The organism is Romboutsia sp. 1001713B170207_170306_H8, assembly GCF_015550495.1.
In the GTDB taxonomy this organism is placed as follows: domain Bacteria; phylum Bacillota; class Clostridia; order Peptostreptococcales; family Peptostreptococcaceae; genus Romboutsia_E.
In genome coordinates this window covers 1-24,141 of record NZ_JADNAX010000004.1, presented here as the reverse complement: position 1 = coordinate 24,141, position 24,141 = coordinate 1, and the positions used below count along the sequence as shown (strand labels likewise).

Here is a 24,141-nt window from a genome sequence, read left to right as displayed (position 1 = left end):
AACGAATTAAAAAATATTACATAAAATGATAATATTTTCGTTACATATTATGGTAATGATGGTATAATTATCATAGAAAAAATAAAGGAAGTGAAGCAATGTTAGAGTCATCTTTGGCATATGTAGTAATAAGAAGTATTCCAGAAAGTATAATAATAATGCTATCTAGTTTTATATTATTAGATTTAAAATTAGATGTAAAAAAAATATTAAAACTTGGTTGCTTTTTAGGTGTTGTAGTATCACTTATAAGAAAATTACCAATATCTTTTGGAGTACATACGTTACTATCTATGATAATATTAGGATTAATATTGTTTAAAATAACTAAAAGAAAATTTGTGGAAGTAATTATAGTACCTTGTGATATATGGATATCTTTAGCTCTAAGCGAAGGGATATATTATTTAATTGCTACTGGCATATTAAAAATAGATGCTAGCATACTTACAGATTACAAAACTGTTCAAGGTGCAATATCAACTTTACCATCAATAGGAGTATTATTAATAATAGTATTAATGATAAAGTCTATGAAGAAAAAAATGATGAAAAGTTTTTAAAAGGAGAGTTTAATGGGGGCAATTGAAAATGTTTCCTTAAAACTTGCAAAAGGGTTGGGAAATAAGCTAAATAAGAGTGATGAAGAGGTAGAAGTTTTAAATTATGGTTTATTTTTTATAATACATACATTTAGTGCAATTTTAATAACATTTATATTCGGAATTATATTTAACGTATTAATAGAGATAATGTCAATATCTATTACAGCATCATTATTAAAACGATATTGTGGAGGAACTCATTCAAGTACTCCTAATAGATGTATATTATCTGGACTTATATTATCTTTATTAATATCATTTATATCTAAATATATGGCTATTAATATTAGTGATATAAATTTAATAATACTTGAATTAGTATCACTGGTATTTTCAATATATTTTATTTATTTAAAATGCCCAGTTGGGTCAAAAAATAAACCATTAAAAAAAGAAAGTACTAGAAATAAGTTAAGAAAAAAGGCATTTAAGTTAATGTGCATATATGTATCATCTATTATATGTATGTTACTAATATATAAAATAAATCAGGTATACATAGTTAAATTAATTATAATATCTATGACAATGGGAATTATGCTTCAAATATTTGCGATGTCAAAAATAGGAGATTTTACTATTAACTTACTTGAAAAACTTTTTAATTTAATTAATATTAAGTAATAAATATTTTTAATATTTATATAAAATATTACACAAGGGGGGACATATATGAATTCATTATTTGATTCAATAGCTGGATTTATATCAAATTTAGCATCAAGTGCATCAACATATTGTATGTTTGTATTCTTTGAACCAGAAGTGCCAAAATCTCTAAGAGAAGAATAATAAAATAAAAACCATAAGGTGTTTATTTCCTTATGGTTTTTATTAAGTAAAATGATATAATATATTCAGGTGAAAATACATGGAAAAAGACAAAAGAATATCAGAACAAAATAAACGGCACGAATATGATAATAAAAGATACGAGAATGTTTTTAAATTAGTTATAATTTTGAAAATAATTTATATAACACTATCTTTAATAGCACTTTTAACTAAGTTAGCCGCAATGAAGTTTGATGTAAGTAATAATATACTTTTAGTAACTGTAGGCGGCGGAATAATATCAATTATGCTAAATTATTATTTATCTTGGTCTGCAAATTATACTAAGGATAGAGTTTATGATAAACCTACTATAAAAGACTATATCGAAAGTATAGCACTTATAGTCATATTTGCACTAGTAGTTGGAAATACTGGTGGAGGAAGTAGTGACTATAAGATATTAAGTATTTTAGCTGTAATAATAGGAGCAATACAATTTGGTCAAAAATATAGTATAGGAATATCTTTAGTATATTCGCTTATCTTATTTATAATAGATATATTTATAAATATATTATCAGAAACCTCGATAGAGTTCTATTTTGAAAGAGATTTAGTTTTAGCTGCAGTTTTATTTATAATTGCAATAGTTCTTGGAATGTATGTAGATATTGAAAGACAGTATTTTAAAGAGCTAAAAATTGTTGCAAATATGGATGAACTAACTGGAATGTATAATCATAGATATTTCCAAGATTCGTTAAGTTTAGCAATTGAAAAAAGTGATGAAATGAGGACTGAAGTATCTTTATTATTTATGGATATAGATTATTTTAAACATTATAATGATACACATGGGCATCAAGCCGGAGATTCCCTGCTTATGCAAGTTGGGGATTTGTTAAAAAGGTGTACAAGGCATGGTGATATTGTAGCTAGATATGGTGGAGAAGAATTTGCAGTAATTCTTCCAAATACAGATCAAAAACAAGCTATTAAAGTAGCTGAAAGAATAAGAGAAACTATTGAAATAAAGTATTTTAAGGGTCAAGATGAACAACCAAATAAAAATTTAACTATGTCTATAGGTGTATCAACATATCCAACTATAGCAAATAGCAAATATGACCTTATAAATACAGCTGACCATGCTTTATATAGAGCAAAAGCATTTAATAGAAACAGAGTTGAATATTATCATTTCGTATTAGAGGATTTATACAATTCTAATATAGATAAAGAAATATTAGACAATATAAATAAATTTATACGAATGATTAATCAAAAAGATAAATATACTTATGGTCATGTAGAAAGAGTTGTTAGAAGGTGTAGAGAATTTGGAGTATATTTAAAACTAAGCCCAAAAGAACAACTTGATTTACAAATAGGAGCATACTTACATGATATAGGTAAGTTTAATATATCCAAATATATATTAAATAAAAGAGATAATCTAAATATAGAAGAATTAGAATTATTTAAAGAACATTGTATAAATGGAGAACAACTTATAAATGATGTGGAGTGCTTAAAACCATATTCATATATGGTAAAATATCATCATGAAAGATATGATGGTAAAGGGTATCCATATGGATTAAAGGAAGAAGAAATACCTTACTTAGCTCGTATAATTGCTGTTGTTGATGGTTTTGATTCAATTATATCAAAACATCAATATATAAATAAAAAGGTAATAGAAGAAGCGAAGTCAAAAATAAAATCCAATTCAGGAAAAGCTTACGATCCAAATTTAGTAACTTCATTTATGGAAATGTTAGAAAAAGGTACGCATAGTATATAAAAACCTTTGAGTAAAATATTGCTTTAAGGTTTTTTTTATACTATAATTAATAATGAGAATTATTATTAATTAAATGAGATACGAAGGGGGAATTAAAGTGAATTTAGTTGTTGTAGGTGGAAATGAAAAAATGAAGAAAGATTACATATCACTGGCTAAGCAAAAGGGGTATAAAGCTAAGGTATTTTTAAATATGTCACCAAAGGTAAAGAAATGTGTAGGAGAGCCTGACGCAATAGTTATATTTACATCAGCAGTATCCCATAAAATGGTAATATCAGTAGAAGAACAAGCTAGAAAGAAAAACATACCTATAATAAGGCATAGAAATAATAGTAAAGTAGCATTTACAGAATGTTTAAATTTAGTTGATGAATGTACAGGTAATTGTAAGAATTGTAAAATAAAAAGCTCGAAAAGAGGAAATTAAAATATGACTATTAAAACAAATAGGAAGTAAATCTAATTGAGGATTACTTCCTATTTATTTTTTTATAAAAATAAATAACAATTATATAATATGATATAATAAAATATATCACTTAATAAGGAGTGGGCAAAATGGAAAAGAAATTAGCTCAAGGTAATGACAAAGAAGCTCTTATAAAAAGGTTAAAAAGAATAGAAGGACAAGTAAAGGGAGTTCAAAAAATGGTAGAAGATGAAAGATACTGTGTAGATATATTAGTACAAGTATCAGCAATAAGATCTGCCATAAATAAAGTAGGATCAATAATATTAGAAAATCACATAAAAGGCTGTGTAACAAACAGTTTAAAGAATGACGATACAGAATTAACAGAGGAAACAATACAAGAGCTTATGGACACAATAAGCAAGTTTACAAAATAGGGGGAAAATTATGAACCAACAGGGGTATGTAATTGAGATTGTAGACAAAAAAACTGCAAAGATGAAAATGCAAAGACATTCAGCATGTGCAGCATGTGGAAAATGTCAGACTTTATCTTCAGAATCAAAAGAAATACTAGTAGAAGTAGATAATGCTATAGGTGCAAAAAAAGGAGACCATGTAGAAGTAAACATGGAAAATGTAAATGTACTAAAAGCAACAGCACTAGCATATATAGTGCCACTAATTTTTCTAATGATAGGAACAATGGGGAGTTACTTCATATTAGAAAAATTAAACGCACTGCAAGGAATGACATTAGAGGTAGTAAGTGGAATAATAGGAATAGCTTTAATGTTAATTTCTTATGTAATCTTAAAAAGAAATGACAATAAATTCAGAGAAAGCAAAAAATTCATACCGACAATAGTAAGGATATTAGATTAAAGCTAATGTATTGGTATAATTAAATTTTATTAAAAATAAATCTTAGAAATAATATACTTATATAACAAAAGGATTGGTGTTTGGAAATTTTAATCAAATATCAATCCTTTTATTATAACTGAATGTACTTTTATAGGCTTAAAATAAATATTAGTTTCAACTTAAAAATTATCAGTTAAACTATTTAACTGATATTCATGATATAAAAAGTATGATAAGATTATATATGAAATTTGGTAACAAAAGTAAGTTAAGGGTAAAGAATTTTAATATAGACTTGTTACTAGGGGGGACAATTATGCTAAAGGATAATATATTAAAATACTTAGGTGAAAAAACTGAAAGCTATATTCAAGATCAACAAAATGAAGTATATACAGCTCAATACATATCAGAAATATTTGGTGTAAAAAGAAATACTATAAGTCATTATATAAATCAAATGATTGATGAAGATAAAGTTATAAAGATAAATACAAGACCTGTTTATTTCTTTCATAAAAGTGTATTCGAGAAAAAATTCTTTAGAGTATCGAGGAATAACTTTTCCAGCATAGAAGAATTATTTGATGAGCATACAGATAAAGAGAAAACTGATGATACTTTCAAGGAATTAATTGGATATAATGGTAGTTTAATTGAATCCATAGATAAAATAAAAACATCTGTGCTTTATCCAACTAAAAATGGCCTACCAATTATGTTAAGCGGACCAACTGGTGTAGGAAAGAGTTTTACAGCAGACCTTATTTATAAATATAGTATCGAGCAGGGTGTAATAAAAAAGGATGCACCATTTATAATATTTAACTGTGCTCAGTATTATAATAACCCAGAATTACTGTCAAGTAATCTATTTGGTTATGTAAAAGGTGCATTTACAGGTGCAGACAAAAACCAACCAGGGATGATTGAAGCTGCAAATGGAGGAATATTATTTTTAGATGAAGTACACAGATTAAATAGTGAAGGTCAAGAAAAGTTATTTACTTTTATGGACAAAGGTTTAGTAAGACGTATGGGGGAGTCGGATGGATGGCACAAATCTGATGTTCGATTAATTTTTGCAACAACAGAGTCACTTTCTGAAAACTTCTTAGAAACGTTTTTACGAAGGGTGCCTATAACTATAAACATACCAGGGTTAAATGATCGAGATATATTAGAAAAGTTGCAGTTTGTATATACCTTTTTAATTAATGAATCAAAAACATTAAGTAAGAATATTCTCATATCTCAAAGAGCATTAGAAGCATTGGCATCTCATACATATAAAGGTAATGTAGGAGAATTAAAAAATACAATTAAGTATATATGTGCGTTGTCTTATTCTAAAAATATTGACTCAGATAAGATAATAATAAAATTAAAGGATTTACCGGAAAGTTTTTTAAAAGAGGCATCAAGCATAAAAGAATCTAAAATACAAAAGAGAAGTGATATTTTAATAACACCAACATCAAATTATAATGAATTATTATTTGATGATATTAATTCAACGAAGGATATTAAAAGTGTTTATAAAAAAATTTTTTATTTATATAAAACTTATCAAGATGATAGGGATAGAGAAAGATTTGAAAAAAATATATTTTTAGAAATTAACTCTTTTATAGATAGACTTATATTTGATAAATCAAAAGATAATAAAAATGTAATGCTGCAATTCATTATTTCATCATTACAAGATGTTCTTAAATACATAGAAAATAGCTATAATATCAGACTAAATGGTAACTGTATTTACACTATAGCATACTTCCTGTATTTAAAAGGATGTGAAAATATCAGGTTTAGTAAGCATGAAGATAAATTAAGAGATAATCTTTACCACTATATTTTGGAAAATAATGAAGAAGAATTTAAGTTAGTATCTAAGTTATCTAGCTTAATAGATAGTAAAATGGATGTTAACTTATTCAAAGAAGATGAGATTTTTCTTTCATTTTATTTGAAAAGTTTAAAAATTTTCCAAGATAAAAAAACTATAAAGTCAGTAATACTAGCTCATGGATATTCAACTGCAAGCAGTATTAGTAGTGTTGTCAATAGAATACTAGAAAGTAATATATATGAACCATTTGATATGCCTATAGATATTTCAGTAAAAGAAATTGGTGAGAGACTTATTGAATATATACACAGAAATGATATATCTAAAGGACTTATAATTTTAGTTGATATGGGTTCATTAAAGGATATTTATAATCAAATAAAAGATCATATTAATTATCCAATAGCGATAGTTAATAATGTATCTACTCAAATGGCCTTATTTATAGGAGGATTACTAAATAAAGACTTATACATAGAAGAGGTAATTGAAAAAGTTAAAAATCACAATGAAACAGAATATAAAATAATTTATCCAGAAAAGGCAAAAGAAAAAGCTATAATAACTTCATGTATTACAGGTATAGGAACAGCTAAACAAATACAAAAGTTATTAGAAAAGAGTATTCCAAAAGAATTAGGTATAAATATTATAGCTAATGATTATGGCAGATTAAAAAGAGATGGTACTAAAGATGCATTGTTCCAACTATATGATGTCATAGCAATAATAAGTACATTAGACCCAGAAGTTGGTGATGTAAATTATATATCATTAGATGATCTGATTTCGGGGCGTGGAGAAGAAAAAATGCACAAAATATTTAACTCAGTAGCTGATGAAGATACTATTATCGCCATAAATAATAACTTAGTACGTAATTTATCTCTAGAAAGTATAGTTAGTTCAGTAACTATATTAGATAGTAATAAAATTTTAGAAAATGTTGAAATGTGCTTGAATGAATTAGAATTACTTATTGGAAGGCGAATACCTAATGATAAAAAAGTTACATTATACATACATATAAGCTGTCTTATAGAAAGATTAATACGTAAGGTTCCTATAGAAAATTATAATAACTTAGATACATTTGTACAGTGTCAAGAAAACATGATAAATAATATTAAAAAAGCTTTTAGTGGGATAGAAGAAACGTATAATGTCAAAATCAATGTTGAAGAGATTGGTTATGTGTATGATATTATAACGGCTCCAACAGAGGCTTTGAAAGAATTTTAGAAAAAAATAAAAAAGCATGCCACTAATTTGGCATGCTTTTTGCTTTATATTAAGTTGAGATGATAAAAAGGAAAGGGGGTAAATCACAATGGTAAAAATATTACTTGCTTCTCATGGAGATTTAGCATATGGGATTCAGAGCTCTATGAGAATAATAATGGGAGAGCAAAAAAATATATCTACACTATGTGCTTATAAAGATGAAGATTTTGATTTAAAAAAGGAAGTAGAAAATATATTTAAGGACTTAAAAGACGAAGATCAGTTAATTGTTGTAACAGATATTTTTGGAGGAAGTATTAATAATGAATTTATGACTTATATAGAAAGGGAAAATTTTCACTTAGTATGTGGACTTAATTTACCTTTAGTAATGGAATTAATACTTATTCAAGATGATTGTAACATAGGTGAAAATATCCAAAATGCTTTAGATAATTCAAAGCAAACTATTAAGTATTGTAATAGTGTTATAAAATCATTAGCTTTAGATGATGATGGATTTTAAATTGATTATAAAAATATAATAGGGGGAAATAAGATGATTAAATTATTAAGAGTTGATCATAGATTACTACATGGACAAGTAGCATTTTCTTGGACTCAATTTTTAGGAGTTGACTGCATACTAATTGCAAATGACGGACTAATGCACGATGAATTACGCAAAACAACAATAAAGCTAGCTAAGCCTCAAGGTGTAAAAGTTGTTATGAAAAATATACAAGACTCTATAGATGCTATAAACAGTGGAGTTACTGATAAATATAAGCTATTTGTAGTCGTAGAATCAATAGAAGATGCGAATAGATTAGTTAAAGGAACAGATAAGTTTGATGTTATTAACCTTGGAGGTATAAAAGCAAGGGAAGGAACAAAAAATATATCTAAAGCAATAAATATTACTCAGGAAGAAGAAGAGACTTTAAAAGAATTAATAAATTCTGGAGTTACAGTAGAAATAAGACAAATACCAAATGACCAAAAGATATTAGCAGAAAATGTATTAAATTAATTACTTAAAGGGGAGCTATGTTATGGTAACAGCTATATTACTTGGATTAGTAGCGATGATTGCTAATGCAGAATATTTATTAGGTACATCTCTATTATCAAGACCAATTGTTACTGGAGTATTAACAGGTCTTGTATTAGGAGATTTACAATCGGGGATAGTACTGGGTGCAACATTAGAACTTGCATTTATAGGAGCATTCTCGGTTGGAGCAGTAATACCACCAGAAATAATTTCTGGAGCAATTTTAGGCACAGCATTTGCTATTACTACAGGGCAAGGACCTGAAGTAGCATTAGCACTAGGTGTCCCAATAGCAGCATTAGCATTAGTAATAAAAAATGCTTGTATGATTTTTATACTTCCAATGTTTGTACATAAAGCAGATAAATATGCAGAAAAAGGAAATTGTTCTGGAGTTGAAAGAATGCATTTATTAGGAGGATTCTTTGGAGTTAACTTACCTATAGGACTAATAGTATTTTTCTCATATTTACTAGGTTCATCAGCAATTGAAAAAATATTAAATATAATACCTGAATTCATACAAAATGGATTAGCTATAGCTACAGGATTATTACCAGCACTAGGATTTGCGCTACTAGTTAAAATGATAATAAATAAAAAGGTTGCAGTATTCTATTTCTTAGGATTTGCATTATCAGTATATTTAGGCATACCAATAACAGGAATTGCAATATTTGGTACAATACTAGCGATTATTTTAGTTGGTTTAAATAATCAAAATAAAGTTGCTGTAGTAGGAGGTAATGACGATGACGACGACTTCTAAAGAAAATAAAAATATAACCATTCAAGATGATAGTACAACGATAACTAAAAAAGATTTAATGAAAGTATTTTGGAGATCATTTACTATGGAGTGGTCATGGAATTATGAAAGACAGGCTAATATGTCTTATGCATATGGTATGATGCCTATAATTAAAAAGTTGTACAAGACTGACGAAGAAAGAGCAGATGCATTAAAACGACACTTAGAATTTTTTAATACAACTCCTCATATATCAACATTAATACTGGGTATATCAACAGCAATGGAAGAAAGTAATTCAAAATCAGATAATTTTGATACTTCATCAATAAACAATGTAAAGGTAGGTCTTATGGGACCACTAGCTGGAATAGGTGACTCATTCTTTTGGGGGACACTTAGGGTTATTGCAACAGGTATAGGTACATCTCTAGCATTACAAGGAAACATATTAGGACCAATACTATTTTTATTAGTATTTAATATACCACATATACTAGTTAGGTATTTTGCTATGATGTGGGGATATAAGTTAGGTGCAGGAGTACTGGACAAAATACAAAAGTCTGGATTAATGGAATCTCTAACATATGGAGCAGCAATACTAGGATTAATGGTAATTGGAGGAATGACAGCAGAAATGGTAACTGTAAATATACCATTAACCATAGGTAGTGGAGATAGTGCAATGGCATTAGCAGACATATTAAATGGTATTATTCCAGGAATAATGTCTATAGGATTTACAGGATTTATTTATATGCTATTAGGTAAAAACTTTAAGACAACAACTATACTAATGATAATAGCTATAATAGGAATATTAGGTGCATTTTTCGGATTCCTAGCATAGGGGGATAACTATGAAAGAAACGATGTTTACTTATATAAATGAAGAATATAAGACAAATAAAAGTATATTATCTAACAGAAAGAAAAATCTAAAAGAGTTCATTAATTTAGCTAAAGATAAAAATTATGATGAATGGGTAGTTTTAGCTACTGGATCTTCTATCAATGCAATAGAGTGTGCTAAATACTATGTAGAAAATATATTAGAAATTAATATTGAAATGAAAATGCCTTCTGTATTTAGTAATTATGGTAAAGGTATAAATGAAAATGCCTTATATTTAGGAGTTACTCAAGGTGGTAGTAGCTATTCTACAATAGAGGCCTTAAAAACTGCAAGCAAAACAAATGCCGATATTATTTCTCTTACAGCTAATTTAAATAGTTCAGTATGTGATATTAGTAAAGTTGTCGTAGATATCGGTTGTGGTGAAGAAAAAGTTGGATATGTAACAAAAGGGTTTAGTGCAACGGTTCTTACATTTATGCTTATGGGATTAGAACTGGCATATGAGAGTGATAAAATTAATGAACAAACTTATATGGATGAACTAAGAAAGATAGAACAAGCTATAGAACATACTGATAATGTAATAGAAAAAACTTTGAATTGGTATGAAGAGAATAAAGAAGAACTAATTAGTGCAAAGCAAATAGCATGTATAGGATATGGTCCAGGATATGGAGTTACAAGAGAAGCTGATACTAAGATAACAGAAACTGTTAGAATACCGATGAATGGGCATGAACTAGAAGAATATATGCATGGTCCATATTTATCACTATCAAATAAACATCACATAATATTTATAGAGACTGAAGGAAAATTAGAAGATAGGCAACAAGCGCTAAGGTTATATCTGAATGAATACACAGATCATATTTATAAAATAACATATAAAAATTATAAAGAAGATAGACATGACTTAGCGCTAGATATAAGTGTTGATGAATTAATAAGTCCACTACTATTTGTAATACCTATTCAAATATTGTCTTATTTTCTTGCAGAAGATAAGGGTAATAAATTAAGTCAAAAAATCTTTGAAGATTTTGATGATAAATTAAAAAGTAAAATATAAAATACATAAACTTAGGGGGATTTAATAATGTTAAAATTCAATGAACAAGAGTACAGAACAAGTATGAAATTAATATGTGAAGCAAGAGTAGATGCAGAAAGAGCAGCAGATGAATTAAGTAAAAGGGGATATAAAAATATATTCTTTACAGCAGTTGGTGGAAGTTTAGCACCAATGATGGCTATAGGTGAAATGGCAAAGCAAACAACTACATTACCAGTATTTGTAGAACAAGCAGCTGAACTATTATTAAGAGGTCATAAAAGTTTAGGTAAAGATTCTATAGTTGTAACAATGTCTAAATCAGGAGACACTAAGGAAACTGTTGAAATTGCTAAATGGTGTAAAGAACAAGGTATAACAGTAGTTTGTCTTACAAAAAATCCAGAATCTCCATTAGCAGAGTGTAGTGAATACTTAATTCCTATGAGACATGAGAATGGTGTTGAGTATGAATATATGTTATTATACTGGTTCTTCTTTAGATTATTAAATAATAATGGTGACTTTGAAGAATATAGTGAATTTGCAGATCAACTTGAAAAATTACCAGAAAATCTAATAAAAGCTAAGGCGAAATTTGATCCTATTGCAGCTGATATAGCTAAGAAGTACTATCAAGAACCATATATGATGTGGATTGGTGGAGGAGAAACATGGGGAGAAACTTATTTATTCTCTATGTGTTTATTAGAAGAAATGCAATGGCTAAGAACTAAATCAGTAACTTCAGCAGAATTTTTCCATGGAACATTAGAATTAGTTGAAGACGATGTTTGTGTATTCTTAGTTAAGGGAGAAGGCAAATGCCGTGAAATAGACAATAGAGTTGAAAGATTTGTTGAAAAATATACTAATAAATTTACTGTAATAGATAGTAAAGATTATGAGTTAGAAGGTATAGATGATAAATTCCGTTGGATATTAGCACCAACTATAATATCAACACTTTTAGTTGACCGCTTAGCTTTCCACTTTGAAGATAATACAGGTCACTCTTTAGATATACGTCGTTACTACCGTCAATTTGCTTATTAATTATTAACATAATAGAAGGATTAGCATTTGTGAGTTTTATCCAAATGCTAATCCTTTTTTATATAACCTTAAAATTTTTCCAAAATTTAAGGTTAAATTAAGGTTATTGGAAAACATAAGAGTAAACCAAAATTAAAGGAGGAATTTTTAATGTATAGCAAAGGAAAAATAATAACAGTAACAGTGGTTGCTCTTGTAGTTCTAGCAATAGGAATAGTAAAAGAAGGCCTTAATAAAGGAGATTTAGAAGAAGCGAATGCAGCTTCTACTAAAGAAACTTATGTATCAGCTCAGACTACTAGTACAACAGAAACTAGTGCAGTAGACCCTGAAAAACATGGGTGTAGAAGAGGTAAGGGACCATATGAAGAAACATTACAACAACTACAAGAATCTGGTGTACTAACTGTAGATGATGTTAAAAAGATAGAAGAGTATAATAAATCTGAAAGAGATGCAAGATTAAAAGAAATGGTAAATGAAAATATAAACAATATGGTAAAACAAAATGTAATAACATCTGCTAAAGGAGAAAAACTTAAAGAAGCTTTGTTAAAAGGTATTGATAAGTAGGGGTGGCGTGTAGTTTTTGAGGCTCGAGCACCGGGTGGATTTGATATATTAATTTCTGACATGCAGCGAAGTGATGCTGCGAATGTCAGGAAATTAATATATTCACATCCACCTTTTTTGTGCTGAGTTAAAAACTACCGTAGCTACTTATCAAAATTTTTTAGGGGGATGAAAATTAATAAAAAAAATTAATAAAAATAGGGAAAGACATTAAATAAAATGGATATAGAAATATGGTAGTGGTATTATTTATGTAGATTAAAGATTTTTTAAGGAGTTTTTTATGAGAAAGATGTCTTTGCAAGGTAAGATTACCTTTGGGAATATTGTTGTTGTGTTTGCTGTTTTGGTTATTACCTTGGGCATTACTATGAGGTTTAGTACTGATATTTTTGTTGATAAGATTGAGAATAATATTGTTAATGTAGGGCAGATGCTTTCTAGAAATCCTTTGGTTATTAATAGTTTAGAAAGTGGTACTTCTAGTGATAATTTTACAAACTACCTAGATGATATTATCTCTCGTATTGATGATGTTGATATTATTGTTGTGGCTAATAATGATGGGACTAGGATTTACCATCCTAGTAAGGAGAATATAGGTAAGAGATTTGTAGGTGGAGATGAGAGTTCCGTTATTATGAGTGGAGAAAGCTATCTTTCTGAAGCGACAGGTACTTTGGGAAATCAAAAACGATACTTCACTCCTGTTTTGGATAAAGATAATAATCAGATTGGTTTTATAATGGTAAGTACTCTTACTGAAAGTATTAATAAAGTTATTAGTGATATTCTGAAGAACTATATTATCGTTGGAAGTATTATTTTTAGCTTAGGTATAGTAATATCATTAATCATTTCAAAAGGTATAAAAAGAACTTTACTTGGATATGAGCCAGAGCAGTTTACTAAATTATATCTTCAAAGACAAGAAGTATTATCTTCGCTAGAAGAAGGTATTATTGCAATTGATGATGAAGGTAAAATAATTGTTTTTAATGATGCAGCTCTTAATATGTTAAATATAAAAGAAGATAATGTTGAAGGTAAATTTATAAAAGATGTGTTTCCACAAACTAATTTATTAGATGTTATAGAAAGTAAAAAAGGTCAGTATAGTCAGCATATGACAATAGAAGATGTTAAAATAATCACTGATAGAATACCTATAATAGAAAACAATAAGGCTATAGGAGCAGTTTGTATATTTAGAAATAAAACAGAAGTTACAAAGTTAGCAGAGGAGTTAACTGGAGTTAATCAAATAATAGATGCATTAAGAGCAAATACTCATGAGTTTATGAATAAACTACATGTTATATTAGGTCTTTTACAGATAAATAAGGTAGATGAAGCAAAGTCATATATAAGCAATATAAATGAAGTTCAAAGAGAATCAACTAGTAATATAATTAGCAAAATAAAAGATCCAACAATAGCTGCATTACTTATTGGAAAGGTAAGTAGAGCTAAAGAAATTGGTATAAAACTTAATATATATCCAAATAGTTACTTAGAGAATAACAATAAATACTTAAGTAGAAATGATTTAATAACAGTTTTAGGTAACTTAATAGAAAACTCAATTGATAGTATAAATGAAAAAGATGATGATTTTAAAGAAATAAGTCTTTTAGTATATAATGATAATGAAAACTTAATAATAAATGTACACGATACGGGAAAAGGAATAAAAGAAGAAAATATAGAAAAAATCTATCAAAAAGGATTTTCAACAAAAGGAAGTAGCAGGGGAACAGGACTATATTTAATTAAAAATATAGTAGAAACACATAATGGAGAAATTGACATAGAAAGTGAAGAAAATGAAGGAAGTTGCTTTACAATAAGAATCAGTAATAAGCATAATTAAATATTTAAAAATACATGAGGTAAAATTATGATAAAAGTACTTATAGTAGAAGATGATCCTATGGTTGCCAAAATAGATAAAACATACATAGAACAATTACAAGAATTTAAAGTAAGTAAAATCTGCAATAATGGAAAAGAAGCATTAGAAATTTTAAATAAAGAAAAGATAGACTTAATAATACTAGACGTATACATGCCTAAACTAAATGGAATAGAAGTTTTAAGAGAAATAAGGAAAAACAACATACAAACAGATGTAATCATGGTAACAGCAGCAAAAGAAACCGAATCACTAAAAGAAATATTAAGTCTAGGAATATTAGATTACTTAGTAAAGCCATTTGAATACGACAGATTCATAAATGCATTAAAAAAATTCTTAAAAAAATATCAACTAATAAATGAAAATCAAACATTTAGTCAAAGAGACATAGATTCATTAATAAACACTAAAACAAATAAAACAATCATCAAAAAAGGACTAAATGAAAAAACACTAGAGAAAATAAGAGAATACATGAGAAAAAATATAAATACCAAAAGCACAAGCGAAGAAATAGCAGAACACGTAGGCCTATCAAGAGTAACAGTAAGAAGATACATGAACTACATGGTAGAAACAAACGAAATAACAAGTGAAATAGACTACTCAACGGGAGGAAGACCAAGCATAAAATACAAAATAACATGCAACTCAAATAGTTCAATCTAGTTACTATAATAAATTACTTTACAGAGATAAGTATTATATAAATTAATGATATATAAATAATATGTAAACGAAAAATAAATGCCTACGGCAAAGTAAAAAATCTAAAAGATAAAACCAAAACCTACTCGAACATACCACCGCCCTTCAATATATTCGAAGTACATTGCAATGAAGTGGTGGAGAATGTGAATTGGACTGACATTTGCAGCGCCATTTGCTGCATGGAAGCCAATCACATCTCCCCACCCATTGCCGTATTTCGAATAGTCCTATGAACAATACTTACTAAAGGGTTTATATATTTTCAAAATATATACTTAGGAGAACGTTTTTTGTACTATATAACCATAAAGAAAAACAAATCATAGGGAGGAATAAAATGGATTACAATAAATTAGCATTAGAAATGCATGAAAATAATAAAGGAAAAATAAGTGTCACATCAAAAGTAAAAGTAGAAACAAGAGAAGACTTAAGTACAGCATACACACCAGGAGTAGCAGAACCATGTAGAAGGATACACCAAAATAAAGAAGACGTATATAAATACACAGCAAAAGGGAACTTAGTAGCAGTAGTATCAGATGGAACTGCAGTACTAGGGTTAGGAGATATAGGACCACAAGCAGCAATGCCAGTAATGGAAGGAAAATCAATACTATTCAAAGAGTTTGCAAATGTAGATGCATTTCCAATATGTTTAGATACAAAAGATGTAGATGAAATAGTAAAAACAGTAAAATATATAGCACCAACATTTGGAGGAATAAACCTAGAAGATATAGGAGCACCTAGATGTTTTGAAATAGAAAGAAGATTAAAAGAAGAACTAGATATACCAGTATTCCATGATGACCAACATGGAACAGCGATAGTAGTTGCAGCAGGATTATTAAACGCATTAAAATTAGTAGGAAAAAATATGGAAGATGCTAATGTTGTAATAAATGGAGCAGGCTCAGCTGGAATATCTATAGCTAAATTACTTTTACAATTTAATGTAGGAAATATAGTACTTGTAAATAGAGAAGGTGCAGTAGCTGTAGGTGAAGAGTGGATGAATGATGCTCAAGCAGATATGGCTAAAATAACTAACAAGTATAATGAAAAAGGAAGCTTAAAAGAAGTAATAAAAAATAAAGATGTATTCATAGGAGTATCAGGACCAAACTGTGTTACAGCAGAAATGATATCTACAATGAATAAAGATTCTATAGTATTTGCAATGGCAAATCCAACTCCAGAAATAATGCCTAATGAAGCTAAAAAAGGTGGAGCTAGAGTAATAGCAACAGGAAGATCAGATTTCCCTAACCAAATAAACAATGTATTAGTATTCCCAGGAATATTTAGAGGAGCACTAGATGTTTGTGCAACTGATATCACAGAAGAAATGAAGGTTGCAGCAGCAAGAGCAATAGCAAGTATAATAGATGAAAGTGAATTAAATGAAGAATATATAATACCAGGTGCATTTGATAAAAGAGTAGCTGAAATAGTTGCAAAAGAAGTTGGAAATATAGCAATAAAACAAGGTATATCAAAGTTATACAAAGAATCTCAAATTGAGTTAGTATAAGAGGTGATATAAATGCAAGGGGCTATTGGAAATAATAATGATGTAGTTAAGAAACAGGGGATAGAAATATACGGAATGAGTTTATTGTCATTTGCTTTAGTATCCTTAGTGGTATTGATAGCAACATTTACAGATAACCTACCAAGTGGCATGGTAGGAGCTTTAGCAATAATGATAGTTTTAGGTGGAGCATTTAATGAAATTGGGAATAGAACTCCAATTGTAAAAACTTATCTTGGAGGAGGCGCTATAGTTTGTATATTTGCATCGGCAGCAATGGTTACCTTTAATATAATGCCAACTTCAGTAGTTGAAAATGTTGATTTTTTTATGAATGATGTAGGTTTTTTAAACTTTTATATAGCAGCACTTATAACAGGTAGTATACTTGGAATGAATAGACAACTTTTAATAAAAGCATCAGTAAGATTTTTACCAGTTGCAATTTGTGCAATAACTTTTGCTTTAATACTAGTTGGTATAGTTGGAAGTGTAGTAGGATATGGATTTAAAGAAGCTATAATGTTTGTAGCAATTCCTATGATGGGAGGAGGAATGGGAGCAGGAGTAATTCCTTTATCTAATATGTACTCTCAAGCTCTAGGAACAGAAACTTCTCAACTTCTTTCAGTAATGATACCAGCATCTACTTTAGGAAATGTAATGGCTATAATAGGTGCAGGCATAATTGCGAAAATAGGAACAGTAAAGCCAAGTTGGTCTGGAAATGGCAAGCTTATGAAAAATGATTCTAGTGATTTAGATGAAAAGAAAAGTAATAAGTTAAATTTAAAAATGTTAGGAATAGGTCTATTATTATCTATTACATATTTGACACTTGGAACTTTAATTGGGAAGCTAGTTCCAGGTATACATGCTTATGCATGGATGATAATAGCAGTCGCATTTAGTAAGATAATAGGAATTATACCTGAAAACTTAGAACAAAGTGCAAATCAATGGGGACAATTTGTAATGACTAATTTGACTAGTGCTTTATTAGTAGGTATAGGAATTTCAATGATAGATTTAAATGCAGTTGTGAATGCAATAAGTCCACTTTATTTATTATTAGTCTTTGTTGTTGTTTCAGGAGTAGCAGTTGGAGCTGGTGTAGGTGGAAAGTTAGTAGGATTTTATCCTATAGAGTCTTCTATAACAGCTGGTCTTTGTACGACTAATATGGGTGGAACAGGTGATGTTGCTGTTTTATCTGCTTCTAATAGAATGGAGCTAATTCCTTTTGCTCAGATTGCTACTCGTATATGTGGGGCACTTATACTAATAGTTGCAAGCGTTCTTCTTAAGGTCTTGATGTAGTCGGGTCCGCCAGAAAAATAAAAAATTCCAGGTCATGCAGATAAAAAAACTCTGCAAATGATCTGGAATTTTTAATTTTTTCTGGCTAGGCCCAGATACTATGCAGGATTAAGGGGTGGGGAGATAAAATAAAAAAGATATTAACTTAGTTAATATCTTTTTTTATATGTGAACTTATTGGTTTTAGTTTTCTTATTAGTCTTCTTCTGTTTAGTATATTGTAAGTGTTGACTATTGAAGTTACTACTAGTATTCCTAGTGCTATTGATGCACTTATTGATAGTGTGTCTACTCCTTTTGATAGTCCTAGTTCGAATTCTTTTTGGACCATGTATAGCATTGTGTTGTATATTCCAAGCCCTGGTGCTAGTGGTAGTATTCCTGGTATGATGAATACTGTGGCAGGGTTTTTTAGTTTTCTTGCTAGTATTTCTCCACATAGTGCTACGAAGCTTGCTGCAAAGAATGTTGCGAATACTTCGTTTTCACTAAATCTAAATAGGAATATATAAAATAACCAGCCAATTCCTCCTGTTATTCCTGATGGAAGTAAGGATATTTTTGGTGCGTTGAAAAATACTCCAAAACCTACAGTTGCTAAAAATGCAAAGGTGAAGTTTAAGTAAAGTGGTATATTTAACATTATAAAGCACCTCCCATTCTAAACCACATTTCAAGTACAAACCCAACTCCAGCAGCGATTGAGATAAAAATTATTGTTGCATCGAAGAATCGTACAACTCCAGACATTAAATCTCCGGCTATTAAGTCACGTACACCCTTTATAAATGGAACCCCAGGTAGTAGTGGCATTATTGAGCCAACAATAAGCATTTTAGGAGTTGTTAAAAATCCTAATTCTGTAAGCATTACACCTGATGCTGCCATTAGTATTGATGAAATTAAACAACAAAATGTTGGTATGTAACTTATTTTTATTAATTGGTCATATACAATAGCTGCTACTATTGAAACCAAAAATGTTAATACAAAATCAAATGTAGTGTTTCCACCTACTAAGTAAGCAAATGAAGCAGATCCTAATCCTGTAAATACGTATATAAGCCAAGTTGGATATGCATTGAAACTTGCTATTTCCTTTAATCTAGCCATAGAGTCTTCTATAGTCATATCTGTGTTTTTTACAAAATCTCTTGAAAAATCATTTATAAGTGCTATTCTTCCTAAATTTATTGCTCTACGATTGATAGTTTTCATGAAAGAATACCCATCAAATCTATCATCTGAAATAATTATAACTGTAGGAGTAATAAATACATTAATATGATTAAACCCCCTAGATTTACAAATCCTTTTTAGTGTATCTTCAACACGATAAGTTTCAGCTCCATTGGATAGCATTAATTCTCCTATAAATAAAGCTAATCTAAGCATATTTTTTTTATAATGCGGTTCATCTACTCTTAGCATAAAACACCTCCCGTAAGACTTTTATGATAGAAGAATATTATATCAAATATTTAAGTAAAATAGGTGTTCTATATGTAAAAATAATTAGGTTATATTAAATAAAAAACTTTTACCTACTTATATGTAGTTTTTACATAAAAGTAAAATTATATGAAGGTAACATACTAAATTAAAAGCCATATAATACTACTATATAAAAATATAAGGGGGACAATAGAAAATGGTATTAACAGGAGCGCATTATATTTATCTTTTCTTCATGCTATTAATTTTAGTCATAATGATAATGAAGAAAGATGTCATTGTACCATGTATAGTAGGTATATTCTGCTTGGCACTATATTACACTCACAGTATACCTCAATCAACAAATGCAATATTCAATTCTCTTATTGTTTCATTAAATGAACTAGGTCCAATTATTCTAATCATCGCAGTAATGGTTGCATTATCTAAAGCACTAGAAGATAACAATGCAATTTACTATATGATAAAACCTTTTTCGAGAGTTATAAAAAATCCTACAACAGCTTTTTTCATAATAGGGATAGTAATGTGTACACTATCATGGTTTTTCTGGCCAACACCAGCAGTTGCATTGGTTGGAGCAATATTCTTACCAGTAGCAATGGAAGTAGGACTTCCTGCAATTGGTGTAGCTATGGCACTTAACTTATTTGGCCATGGTCTTGCTTTATCAACAGACTTTGTTATTCAAGGAGCACCACAAATAACTGGTTCAGCAGCAGGCATTGAAGCAAGTCAAGTTATAAGTGAAGGTATGCCACTATTTTGGGTAATGGCAGTAGTTACAATAGGGGCAGCATTTTATTTCTTAAGAAGAGATATTAAGAAAGGCATATTTAAAGATGAACTAAGTAAAGTTGAACATTCTCAAGTTAAGACTTTTAATAAAAAAGCAAAAATAGCAACTTTTCTAGTATTAATTGGTTTTATACTTGATTTAATTGCAATGTTTAAACTTAATTTAAAAGGTGGAGATGCTACAGCCTTACTAGGAGGAACAGCATTTATTTTAATTATGATTATAAATGCAATGAATCATAAAAAGAATTTCTTTGATTCAGTTTGCCAAAATATTATAGATGGATTTGTATTTGGTATAAAAATATTCGGTGCAATAATACCAATAGCAGCATTCTTCTATATGGGTGAAGTAGCACCATTAACATCTGTATTAGGTGAAGTACTACCAGCTACATCTCAAGGTTTACTTTCAGATATGGGTCTAGCACTAGCTGATGCTGTACCACTTAATAAATTTGCAGTAGCAAGTATACAAACAGTAGTAGGAGCAATAACTGGCCTTGATGGTTCTGGATTTTCTGGTATATCTTTAGTAGGTTCACTTGCATCAGTATTTGCAACAGCAGTAAATGCAAGTGTTGGAGCACTTTGTGCATTAGGTCAAATAGCAGGTATATGGGTTGGTGGAGGATGTTTAGTTCCTTGGGGATTAATATCAGCTGCAGCAATCTGTGGAGTTAATCCGGTTGATTTGGCTAAGAAAAACTTTAAACCAGTAATGATTGGATTTATTGTTACTACCATTGTCGCGGTATTTATTATTTAGATAGAGAATTTATTTATATAACCTTGGTCTTGAGTATAGAAAATTAATTATTTAGATACTCAGTTTAATATGTACTGAAAGGACTAAATAATTAATTTTCAACTCTATTTACATATAAATAATAAACATTTATAGATATATGGAAACTTAAGGTAAAAATTGGAAAATTCGAAATGTTGATAAAATTCTATTAATTATCTATAATAAAACGATAGGGGAGAAATTAGGAGGGCTCATGAAAAATAAGAAATTGAAATTCTTGCTAAGTGCTGGTGCAGTTACATCTAGTATATCATTTACTAATATATCTGAAAGCATAGAAGAAGAATCGACTAAATATGCGGTGACAACAACAAATCTAAACTTTAGAAAAGTTCCAAGTTCAAAGGGCAAGGTTATTTATACAATAAAGAAAGATACAAAGGTAGAGATAATTTCTTATTATGGAAAATGGGTAAAAATAAAGTATAACAATACTACTGGATATTCTAGTAAGGATTATTTAAAAGTTTTAAGTAACATTAGTTCTAATAAATTAGATAATATGGAAGAGAATGAGCGGGTTGGATTTGTAACAGGATTAATGTTAAATGTAAGAAGTGGGCCAGGAACAACTTATCAAAAGATAGGTATAATAAATAGAAATACACAAGTTATAGTTTTAGGAAGTCAAGATGGATGGAACAAGATAAAATTATCAGATGGAACGATAGGTTGGTCAAGTGCAGATTACATAGAAATAAAGTAATAAAAAAGTCATATATTTATATGACTTTTTTATTTAAGTAAATTATATTAATTTAATACTTACTGATAACTTATAAAATATAGTTATATAAAAATAGTATTTTATTTATAATTTTCAGCTTTTACTTCAAAGAAAGATTGTGGATGGTCACATACTGGACATACATTTGGAGCTTTTTTACCAATATGTATATGTCCGCAGTTTTGGCATTTCCAAACAACGATGTCATCTTTTTCGAATATTACACCATTTTCTAAGTTCTCAAGTAACTTAAGATATCTTTCTTCATGTTCTTTTTCTATTTCTCCAACTGCTTTAAATAAGTAAGCTATTTTAGTAAAACCTTCTTCCTCAGCTTCCTTAGCAAAAGTAGCATACATATCTGTCCATTCATAATTTTCACCAGCTGCAGCATCTTTTAAATTTTCAGCTGTAGAAGGCATACCATCATGTAAAAGTTTGAACCATATTTTAGCATGTTCCTTTTCATTATTAGCAGTTTCTTCAAATATTGCTGCTATTTGATTATATCCTTCTTTTTTTGCCTTTGAAGCATAGTAAGTATATTTATTTCTTGCTTGAGATTCTCCAGCAAATGCTGTAAGTAAATTTTTTTCAGTTTTAGATCCTTTTAACTCCATATTTAGTGTACCCCCAAAAAATAAGATTTTATAAAATGATGAAAACTATTATCATCCACATATTAATCTTATGCTAAGAATAAGAGGTATAGCACAAAAAATATTTATGTATATAATAAAATAATTTAAGGAAAATTTATTTTATTAATTGGAAATCATAACCTAAATCTTTAGCAGAATCTATAACATCACCTAATATTTCAGTATTAGTTTTAGATACTGCATGTAAAAGTAATATAGAGCCATCATGAAGGTTGTCTAATATTTTTTTCTTTGCATATTTTAATTCCGGTTGTTTTTCAGGATCCCAATCGTCATATGCAAAACTCCAAAAAACTGTTTTGTATCCTAAGTCTTTTGTCATAGATAAGCTTTTCTCAGAGTAGCATCCCATAGGTGGTCTGAATAACTTATTCATTTTAGCGCCTATAAGTTTTTCATACTTAGTTTCTACATCTGATATTTCTTCATTAAACTCATTTTCATTAGATGTTAATGTTGGCATAGATGGATGAGTTGCACTGTGATTTCCTACAATATGTCCTTCCAAAACCATTCGTTTTATGAGATCAGGATTTTTATCTATATAAGATGATGTAACAAAGAAGACTGCTTGTACATTTTTCTCTTTTAAGATGTCTAATATTTTTGTAGTATATCCATTTTCATATCCTTCATCAAAAGTTAAATATAAAGTTTTACTTTTTCTATTTGAGTCTAAGTTATAAATTGCATCATAAGTTGATAATTCGTAGTTTAGGTCTGGGTTTATGTCAGGTGTTGTGTGTGTAGTATTTGGAATGTAGAACCAATTTGTTATTTCGTTGTCTAAATTATTTGATTTATTACTTTGAGATGATGAACTTGGTGTATTTTGATTTTTTGAATTACTATCTATATTTGAAACCTCACTAGATGAATTTTCATTTGAATTATTATTATTAAAGGAACAACCCGTAGCACAAAGTATAGTAAGTGCAAATAATGAAAAATAAATTAATAATTTACGCATAAATTTATACCTCCTTACACATAATAGTGTCGTTAATAAAATTTATTAACAAAAATCAAATAACTTAAACTTAAAAAGAGTGTAAAATATAGATATTTAAAAGGACATATTAATAAGTATATAAGTTTTTTGGGTCAAAAAGTAAAACAATAAATAAAAAAGTTAAAAAAATATATAAAAAAGTATTGCAATCAATAAAAATAGATGTTATAGTAATACTTGTCCGAAATAGAAACGGGCGAAAAACAAAACGAACTTTGAAAATTAAACAGTAGGTTAATTTATATAACTAATTCTTATTTAAGAATTAAAACACAAACAACCAAGCC

The 24,141-nt window shown here is 28.7% G+C and carries 25 protein-coding genes; 21 read left to right on the top strand and 4 right to left on the bottom strand.

What is annotated here, in order from left to right; genetic code table 11:
• Positions 1 to 98: 98 nt before the first annotated feature.
• The 19 genes from I2A66_RS09555 to I2A66_RS09465 all read left to right on the top strand — a co-directional run bounded on the left by I2A66_RS09555 (position 99) and on the right by I2A66_RS09465 (position 18,386).
• Positions 99 to 563 (top strand): hypothetical protein, encoded by a 465-nt coding sequence (locus tag I2A66_RS09555; RefSeq protein ID WP_122639175.1) that lies wholly within the window; start codon positions 99 to 101, stop codon positions 561 to 563.
• A gap of 12 nt (positions 564 to 575) precedes the next feature.
• Positions 576 to 1,229, top strand: a complete 654-nt coding sequence (locus I2A66_RS09550) for an accessory gene regulator ArgB-like protein (RefSeq protein WP_122639174.1) — start codon at positions 576 to 578, stop codon at positions 1,227 to 1,229.
• Between the two features lie 48 nt (positions 1,230 to 1,277).
• Positions 1,278 to 1,397, top strand: a complete 120-nt coding sequence (locus I2A66_RS09545) for a cyclic lactone autoinducer peptide (RefSeq protein ID WP_122639173.1) — start codon at positions 1,278 to 1,280, stop codon at positions 1,395 to 1,397.
• 79 nt (positions 1,398 to 1,476) lie between these two features.
• Entirely contained in the window at positions 1,477 to 3,189 is a 1,713-nt protein-coding gene (locus tag I2A66_RS09540) for a bifunctional diguanylate cyclase/phosphohydrolase (protein ID WP_195251520.1), read from the top strand.
• A 97-nt stretch (positions 3,190 to 3,286) separates the two neighbouring features.
• The gene (locus I2A66_RS09535) at positions 3,287 to 3,619 is read left to right on the top strand and encodes a DUF2325 domain-containing protein (RefSeq protein WP_122639171.1); all 333 of its coding nucleotides are present in this window, start codon (positions 3,287 to 3,289) and stop codon (positions 3,617 to 3,619) included.
• Positions 3,620 to 3,750: 131 nt separating this feature from the next.
• Positions 3,751 to 4,041 carry a metal-sensitive transcriptional regulator gene (locus I2A66_RS09530; protein WP_147516438.1) on the top strand — a complete coding sequence of 97 codons (291 nt, stop codon included), beginning with the start codon at positions 3,751 to 3,753 and terminating at the stop codon, positions 4,039 to 4,041.
• A gap of 10 nt (positions 4,042 to 4,051) precedes the next feature.
• The gene (locus tag I2A66_RS09525; RefSeq protein ID WP_147516439.1) at positions 4,052 to 4,489 is read left to right on the top strand and encodes a SoxR reducing system RseC family protein; all 438 of its coding nucleotides are present in this window, start codon (positions 4,052 to 4,054) and stop codon (positions 4,487 to 4,489) included.
• A 298-nt stretch (positions 4,490 to 4,787) separates the two neighbouring features.
• Positions 4,788 to 7,565: a sigma 54-interacting transcriptional regulator gene (locus I2A66_RS09520; RefSeq protein ID WP_122639168.1), complete on the top strand. Its 2,778-nt coding sequence runs from the start codon at positions 4,788 to 4,790 to the stop codon at positions 7,563 to 7,565.
• Positions 7,566 to 7,653: 88 nt separating this feature from the next.
• Positions 7,654 to 8,073, top strand: a complete 420-nt coding sequence (locus I2A66_RS09515) for a PTS sugar transporter subunit IIA (protein WP_122639167.1) — start codon at positions 7,654 to 7,656, stop codon at positions 8,071 to 8,073.
• 33 nt (positions 8,074 to 8,106) lie between these two features.
• Positions 8,107 to 8,580 (top strand): PTS sugar transporter subunit IIB, encoded by a 474-nt coding sequence (locus I2A66_RS09510; protein WP_122639166.1) that lies wholly within the window; start codon positions 8,107 to 8,109, stop codon positions 8,578 to 8,580.
• Positions 8,581 to 8,602: 22 nt separating this feature from the next.
• Positions 8,603 to 9,373 (top strand): PTS mannose/fructose/sorbose/N-acetylgalactosamine transporter subunit IIC, encoded by a 771-nt coding sequence (locus I2A66_RS09505; RefSeq protein ID WP_122639165.1) that lies wholly within the window; start codon positions 8,603 to 8,605, stop codon positions 9,371 to 9,373.
• Entirely contained in the window at positions 9,357 to 10,208 is an 852-nt protein-coding gene (locus tag I2A66_RS09500; protein ID WP_122639164.1) for a PTS system mannose/fructose/sorbose family transporter subunit IID, read from the top strand. The genes I2A66_RS09505 and I2A66_RS09500 overlap by 17 nt, the downstream gene beginning before the upstream one ends.
• Positions 10,209 to 10,218: 10 nt before the next feature.
• A complete protein-coding gene (locus I2A66_RS09495; RefSeq protein ID WP_147516441.1) occupies positions 10,219 to 11,289 on the top strand; it encodes an SIS domain-containing protein in 1,071 nt (356 codons plus the stop codon).
• Positions 11,290 to 11,316: 27 nt separating this feature from the next.
• Positions 11,317 to 12,327 (top strand): SIS domain-containing protein, encoded by a 1,011-nt coding sequence (locus I2A66_RS09490; protein WP_147516442.1) that lies wholly within the window; start codon positions 11,317 to 11,319, stop codon positions 12,325 to 12,327.
• Between the two features lie 150 nt (positions 12,328 to 12,477).
• A complete protein-coding gene (locus tag I2A66_RS09485) occupies positions 12,478 to 12,900 on the top strand; it encodes a hypothetical protein (protein ID WP_147516443.1) in 423 nt (140 codons plus the stop codon).
• Positions 12,901 to 13,183: 283 nt separating this feature from the next.
• Entirely contained in the window at positions 13,184 to 14,773 is a 1,590-nt protein-coding gene (locus I2A66_RS09480) for an ATP-binding protein (protein ID WP_147516444.1), read from the top strand.
• A 27-nt stretch (positions 14,774 to 14,800) separates the two neighbouring features.
• Positions 14,801 to 15,487: a response regulator gene (locus tag I2A66_RS09475; protein ID WP_147516445.1), complete on the top strand. Its 687-nt coding sequence runs from the start codon at positions 14,801 to 14,803 to the stop codon at positions 15,485 to 15,487.
• A gap of 379 nt (positions 15,488 to 15,866) precedes the next feature.
• On the top strand, positions 15,867 to 17,066 hold the full coding sequence (locus tag I2A66_RS09470) for an NAD(P)-dependent malic enzyme (RefSeq protein WP_122639158.1): 1,200 nt from the start codon (positions 15,867 to 15,869) through the stop codon (positions 17,064 to 17,066).
• Positions 17,067 to 17,078: 12 nt separating this feature from the next.
• Positions 17,079 to 18,386 carry a 2-hydroxycarboxylate transporter family protein gene (locus tag I2A66_RS09465; protein WP_195251519.1) on the top strand — a complete coding sequence of 436 codons (1,308 nt, stop codon included), beginning with the start codon at positions 17,079 to 17,081 and terminating at the stop codon, positions 18,384 to 18,386.
• A gap of 145 nt (positions 18,387 to 18,531) precedes the next feature.
• Here I2A66_RS09465 and I2A66_RS09460 read toward each other — a convergent pair whose 3' ends face one another.
• Both I2A66_RS09460 and I2A66_RS09455 read right to left on the bottom strand, forming a co-directional pair.
• Complete coding sequence (locus I2A66_RS09460) at positions 18,532 to 19,029, bottom strand: threonine/serine exporter family protein (protein ID WP_122639156.1); 498 nt, start codon at positions 19,027 to 19,029, stop codon at positions 18,532 to 18,534.
• Positions 19,029 to 19,817 carry a threonine/serine exporter family protein gene (locus I2A66_RS09455; protein WP_122639155.1) on the bottom strand — a complete coding sequence of 263 codons (789 nt, stop codon included), beginning with the start codon at positions 19,815 to 19,817 and terminating at the stop codon, positions 19,029 to 19,031. Before I2A66_RS09455 ends, I2A66_RS09460 begins: the two co-directional genes overlap by 1 nt.
• 220 nt (positions 19,818 to 20,037) lie before the next feature.
• Here I2A66_RS09455 and I2A66_RS09450 point away from each other — a divergent pair, with 220 nt between their 5' ends.
• Positions 20,038 to 21,411, top strand: a complete 1,374-nt coding sequence (locus I2A66_RS09450) for a hypothetical protein (protein WP_147516447.1) — start codon at positions 20,038 to 20,040, stop codon at positions 21,409 to 21,411.
• Positions 21,412 to 21,646: 235 nt separating this feature from the next.
• Positions 21,647 to 22,159, top strand: a complete 513-nt coding sequence (locus tag I2A66_RS09445; RefSeq protein WP_122639153.1) for an SH3 domain-containing protein — start codon at positions 21,647 to 21,649, stop codon at positions 22,157 to 22,159.
• 101 nt (positions 22,160 to 22,260) lie between these two features.
• Here the strand turns inward: I2A66_RS09445 and rbr are convergent, their stop codons facing one another.
• Both rbr and pdaA read right to left on the bottom strand, forming a co-directional pair.
• The gene (rbr, locus tag I2A66_RS09440; protein ID WP_122639152.1) at positions 22,261 to 22,800 is read right to left on the bottom strand and encodes a rubrerythrin; all 540 of its coding nucleotides are present in this window, start codon (positions 22,798 to 22,800) and stop codon (positions 22,261 to 22,263) included.
• Positions 22,801 to 22,936: 136 nt separating this feature from the next.
• Positions 22,937 to 23,812 carry a delta-lactam-biosynthetic de-N-acetylase gene (gene pdaA, locus I2A66_RS09435; RefSeq protein ID WP_122639151.1) on the bottom strand — a complete coding sequence of 292 codons (876 nt, stop codon included), beginning with the start codon at positions 23,810 to 23,812 and terminating at the stop codon, positions 22,937 to 22,939.
• Positions 23,813 to 24,141: the final 329 nt, after the last annotated feature.

Coding starts and splice junctions, on each gene's coding strand:
- I2A66_RS09555 (WP_122639175.1), top strand. CDS start 99: ATGTTAGAGTCATCTTTGGCATATGTAGTAATAAGAAGTATTCCAGAA.
- I2A66_RS09550 (WP_122639174.1), top strand. CDS start 576: ATGGGGGCAATTGAAAATGTTTCCTTAAAACTTGCAAAAGGGTTGGGA.
- I2A66_RS09545 (WP_122639173.1), top strand. CDS start 1,278: ATGAATTCATTATTTGATTCAATAGCTGGATTTATATCAAATTTAGCA.
- I2A66_RS09540 (WP_195251520.1), top strand. CDS start 1,477: ATGGAAAAAGACAAAAGAATATCAGAACAAAATAAACGGCACGAATAT.
- I2A66_RS09530 (WP_147516438.1), top strand. CDS start 3,751: ATGGAAAAGAAATTAGCTCAAGGTAATGACAAAGAAGCTCTTATAAAA.
- I2A66_RS09525 (WP_147516439.1), top strand. CDS start 4,052: ATGAACCAACAGGGGTATGTAATTGAGATTGTAGACAAAAAAACTGCA.
- I2A66_RS09520 (WP_122639168.1), top strand. CDS start 4,788: ATGCTAAAGGATAATATATTAAAATACTTAGGTGAAAAAACTGAAAGC.
- I2A66_RS09515 (WP_122639167.1), top strand. CDS start 7,654: ATGGTAAAAATATTACTTGCTTCTCATGGAGATTTAGCATATGGGATT.
- I2A66_RS09510 (WP_122639166.1), top strand. CDS start 8,107: ATGATTAAATTATTAAGAGTTGATCATAGATTACTACATGGACAAGTA.
- I2A66_RS09505 (WP_122639165.1), top strand. CDS start 8,603: ATGGTAACAGCTATATTACTTGGATTAGTAGCGATGATTGCTAATGCA.
- I2A66_RS09500 (WP_122639164.1), top strand. CDS start 9,357: ATGACGACGACTTCTAAAGAAAATAAAAATATAACCATTCAAGATGAT.
- I2A66_RS09495 (WP_147516441.1), top strand. CDS start 10,219: ATGAAAGAAACGATGTTTACTTATATAAATGAAGAATATAAGACAAAT.
- I2A66_RS09490 (WP_147516442.1), top strand. CDS start 11,317: ATGTTAAAATTCAATGAACAAGAGTACAGAACAAGTATGAAATTAATA.
- I2A66_RS09485 (WP_147516443.1), top strand. CDS start 12,478: ATGTATAGCAAAGGAAAAATAATAACAGTAACAGTGGTTGCTCTTGTA.
- I2A66_RS09480 (WP_147516444.1), top strand. CDS start 13,184: ATGAGAAAGATGTCTTTGCAAGGTAAGATTACCTTTGGGAATATTGTT.
- I2A66_RS09475 (WP_147516445.1), top strand. CDS start 14,801: ATGATAAAAGTACTTATAGTAGAAGATGATCCTATGGTTGCCAAAATA.
- I2A66_RS09470 (WP_122639158.1), top strand. CDS start 15,867: ATGGATTACAATAAATTAGCATTAGAAATGCATGAAAATAATAAAGGA.
- I2A66_RS09465 (WP_195251519.1), top strand. CDS start 17,079: ATGCAAGGGGCTATTGGAAATAATAATGATGTAGTTAAGAAACAGGGG.
- I2A66_RS09460 (WP_122639156.1), bottom strand. CDS start 19,029: ATGTTAAATATACCACTTTACTTAAACTTCACCTTTGCATTTTTAGCA.
- I2A66_RS09455 (WP_122639155.1), bottom strand. CDS start 19,817: ATGCTAAGAGTAGATGAACCGCATTATAAAAAAAATATGCTTAGATTA.
- I2A66_RS09450 (WP_147516447.1), top strand. CDS start 20,038: ATGGTATTAACAGGAGCGCATTATATTTATCTTTTCTTCATGCTATTA.
- I2A66_RS09445 (WP_122639153.1), top strand. CDS start 21,647: ATGAAAAATAAGAAATTGAAATTCTTGCTAAGTGCTGGTGCAGTTACA.
- rbr (WP_122639152.1), bottom strand. CDS start 22,800: ATGGAGTTAAAAGGATCTAAAACTGAAAAAAATTTACTTACAGCATTT.
- pdaA (WP_122639151.1), bottom strand. CDS start 23,812: ATGCGTAAATTATTAATTTATTTTTCATTATTTGCACTTACTATACTT.